Source organism: Rhodococcus sp. C26F, from assembly GCF_053345925.1.
In genome coordinates, this window is record NZ_JBKFBA010000097.1 from 1 (window position 1) to 3,381 (window position 3,381).

Annotated in this window: 3 protein-coding genes; 2 read left to right on the forward strand and 1 reads right to left on the reverse strand. The window is 67.1% G+C overall.

Annotation, left to right across the window (positions count from 1 at the left end; genetic code table 11):
• Positions 1–27: 27 nt before the first annotated feature.
• A complete protein-coding gene (locus ACLBYD_RS30485) occupies positions 28–1,398 on the reverse strand; it encodes an MFS transporter (RefSeq protein ID WP_060653825.1) in 1,371 nt (456 codons plus the stop codon).
• Positions 1,399–1,598: 200 nt separating this feature from the next.
• On the opposite strand from ACLBYD_RS30485, the gene nhaA reads away from it, so the two are divergent.
• Positions 1,599–2,813, forward strand: a complete 1,215-nt coding sequence (gene nhaA, locus ACLBYD_RS30490) for a Na+/H+ antiporter NhaA (RefSeq protein WP_060654059.1) — start codon at positions 1,599–1,601, stop codon at positions 2,811–2,813.
• Positions 2,813–3,328 carry a phage holin family protein gene (locus tag ACLBYD_RS30495; protein ID WP_060653827.1) on the forward strand — a complete coding sequence of 172 codons (516 nt, stop codon included), beginning with the start codon at positions 2,813–2,815 and terminating at the stop codon, positions 3,326–3,328. The genes nhaA and ACLBYD_RS30495 overlap by 1 nt, the downstream gene beginning before the upstream one ends.
• The last annotated feature ends 53 nt before the right edge of the window (positions 3,329–3,381 follow it).

Sequence of the window (3,381 nt, forward strand, 5' to 3'; positions counted from 1 at the left end):
CCTTTCGCGCTCGGTACGACTACACGACTACACCTCGTCGAGCGACCGGTCGCGCGTCTCCTTGACGACGAGGAGCGCGACGAAGGTCGTCGCCGCGGCGATGAGCAGGTAGATGCCCACCCAGCCGACGCCGTAGCTCGTGGCGAGCCAGGTCGCGATGAACGGGGCGACGGCGGCACCGAGGATGCTCGAGACGTTGTAGGAGATCCCGGAGCCGGTGTAGCGGACGTTCGTCGGGAACAACTCGGGCAGGATCGCGCTCTGCGGCCCGAAGGTCAGACCCATGAGCAGCATGCCGACGATGAGGAAGAACAGCATGCGGCCGGAGCTCATGCCGTCGCTCGACAGCAGGAACTGGAAGCACAGGCCGAACACCATGATCGCGCCCGTGACGACGAGCAGGGTCGAGCGGCGGCCGTAGCGGTCGGCGAGCCATCCGGCGAGGGGCACGGCCGCGGCGAAGAACAGCACCGCGACCAGCTGCAGCACGAGGAAGTCCGCGTACTGGAATCCGGCACCGTGGCCGCCCTCGGCGGGGGTCTTGCCCGTTCCGAAGCTCAGAACCCAGGTGGTCATGATGTAGAAGAGCGTGTACGTCGCGAGCATGACGAAAGTGCCGATGATCAGCTGACGCCAGCTGGTCTTGAACACCTCGGCGAGAGGCGTCTTGACCTTCTTGCCCTCGGCGACGGCCTTGGCGAAGACCGGCGTCTCCTCGAGCTTGAGCCGCACGTACAGGCCGATGATCACCATGATGGCGCTGAGCAGGAACGGGATGCGCCAGCCCCATTCGAGGAAGGCGCTCGACAGGTCGGGATCACCGTTGTCGTGGCCGAGCGCCAGCGTGATGATCAGGAACAGGCCGTTGGCGCCGATGAAGCCGATGGGTGCGCCGAGCTGCGGCCACATCGCCGCCCAGGCGCGCTTGCCGGGTTCGGCCGTCTCGGTGGCGAGCAGCGCCGCACCCGACCACTCCCCACCGAGACCCAGGCCCTGGCAGAAGCGCATGAGCGCCAGCAACGCCGGTGCGATGAGCCCGGCCTGGTGATAGGTCGGCAGCAGGCCGATGAGGAAGGTCGCGATGCCCATCGTCAGGAGCGAGCCGACGAGGGTGACCTTGCGGCCGATGCGGTCGCCGAAGTGTCCGAAGACGACGGATCCGACCGGCCGGGCGACGAAGGCGATGCCGAAGGTCGCGAGGGAGGCGAGCAGCGCGGTCGTGCTGTTGCCCTGCGGGAAGAACAGGTGCGGGAAGACCGAGACGGCGGCTGTCGCATAGATGTAGAAGTCGTAGAACTCGATGGACGTGCCGACCATGCTGGCGACGACGATGCGCCGGCGCGGAACGCCTGCGACGAGCGAGGAACCCCCGTCCTCGACTCCGACCGATGTGCTCACTGAACCATCCCTACTACTCCACTCACATTCTGAGACCAGATCCCACTTACTAGGAAAGTGAACACCCGAGTTTCCGCCCACCGCAAATCGGACACTCCTACGGACGCCCTTCGTCCGGCGTTAGACTCTTCCCCGGTGTGCCGGGAAGTCTGGTCGGCGACGGTTCGCCCGTGCCCGTATCCGCCCAGCGAAAGACGCCCGTGTCCGACACCTCCTCCGTCACCTGGACCAGTTCCCTGAACCGCTATCTCCGCGCCGAGACCGTCGGCGGTTCACTCCTGCTCGTCGCCGCCGCGATCGCGCTGATCTGGATCAACTCCCCCTTCGGCGACTCCTACACCGCGCTGCGCGACTTCGAGATCGGACCGGAGTTCCTCCACCTGCACCTGTCGCTCGGGACGTGGGCGAAGGACGGACTGCTCGCGGTCTTCTTCTTCGTCGCCGGCCTCGAGCTCAAGCGCGAACTGGTCATCGGCGAACTCGCCGACCGCAGGAAGGCGATCCTGCCGGTCATCGCGGCCTGCGGCGGTGTGCTGCTGCCGGCCCTCATCGCCGCCGCCGTGGGCTGGGGAACCCCCGGCATGGACCGGGGCTGGGCGATCCCGGTCGCGACCGACATCGCCTTCGCTCTCGGCGTGCTCGCACTCACCGGTTCGCGCATCCCCACCAGCGCCCGGGTCTTCCTGCTGAGCCTGGCCGTCGTCGACGACCTCATCGGCATCGCACTCATCGCAATCCTGTTCACCTCCGGCCTCGCGCTCGGCTGGATGCTCGCGACGGTGGCCGCGGCAGCGGCGTACTGGTTCGCGCAGAAGAAGCGCATCACCACCCCGTGGCTGTACGTGCCGCTCGCACTGTTCACCTGGTACGCGATGCACAGCGCCGGTATCCACGCGACCGTCGCCGGGGTCCTCCTGGGCCTGCTCACCCGCGTCCGTACCGATCCCGGAGAGGACTACGGCCCCGCCGAGCGGCTCGCCCATCGCCTCCAGCCGTGGTCGGCAGGGCTGTGCGTCCCCATCTTCGCGTTGTTCGCCTCGGGTGTTCCCATCGGCGCCGAGATGCTCGGCAACGTCTTCACCGACCCCGTCGGCCTCGCCATCGTCCTCGGTCTTCTCGTCGGCAAGACCGTCGGCATCTTCGGCAGCACGTGGGTGGCCATCCGATTCCGGGTGGCGACGAAACCGACCGGGCTGCAGTGGGGCGACGTCTTCGCTCTCGCCGTGCTCGGCGCGATCGGGTTCACCGTGAGTCTGCTGATCACCGAGTTGTCGCTGACCGGAGACGCCGCCGAGATCGCCAAGGCCGCCGTGCTGGTGACATCATTGATCGCCTCTCTCCTCGGGTCGGCGCTACTGTTACGGCGTGGGCGCGCCCACCGCCAACGGAACGAACCAACCGAAGGGGTCGAGTAGTGAGCGTGACGAACGCGAATCGTCCGGAGAACGGAGTCCCGTCGAGCATCTCGGGCATCCCGTTGACGAAGGTGGACGCTCCGACACCCCGCGACGCCAGTGTGGGCGAACTGGTGCGCGACGCCGCGACGCAGCTGTCCACACTGTTCCGCGCCGAAGTCCAGCTCGCCAAGGCGGAGGTGACCGGTGAGGTCAAGAAGGGCGTGCAGGGCAGCCTGTTCTTCATCCTTGCGCTCGCCGTGCTGACCTTCAGTTCGTTCTTCTTCTTCTTCTTTCTCGCCGAACTCCTCGATGTCTGGGTGGCGCGCTGGCTCGCCTTCCTCATCGTCTTCCTGATCATGCTGGTGGTGACGGGCCTGCTGGCCCTGATCGGCTACATGCGGGTCCGCAAGCTGCGCGCACCCAACAAGACCATCGACTCGCTCAAGCAGACCGCGTCGATCCTCCCGAGCAGCCAGGACGGACACGACTCGGACGGCCCGCGCCACGCCGCGCCTCGTCACGCCACCCGCTGACGAACCGGGACCGTCAGTGCCCGTCCCCGACCCGTCCACGGTCCGGTATCCCG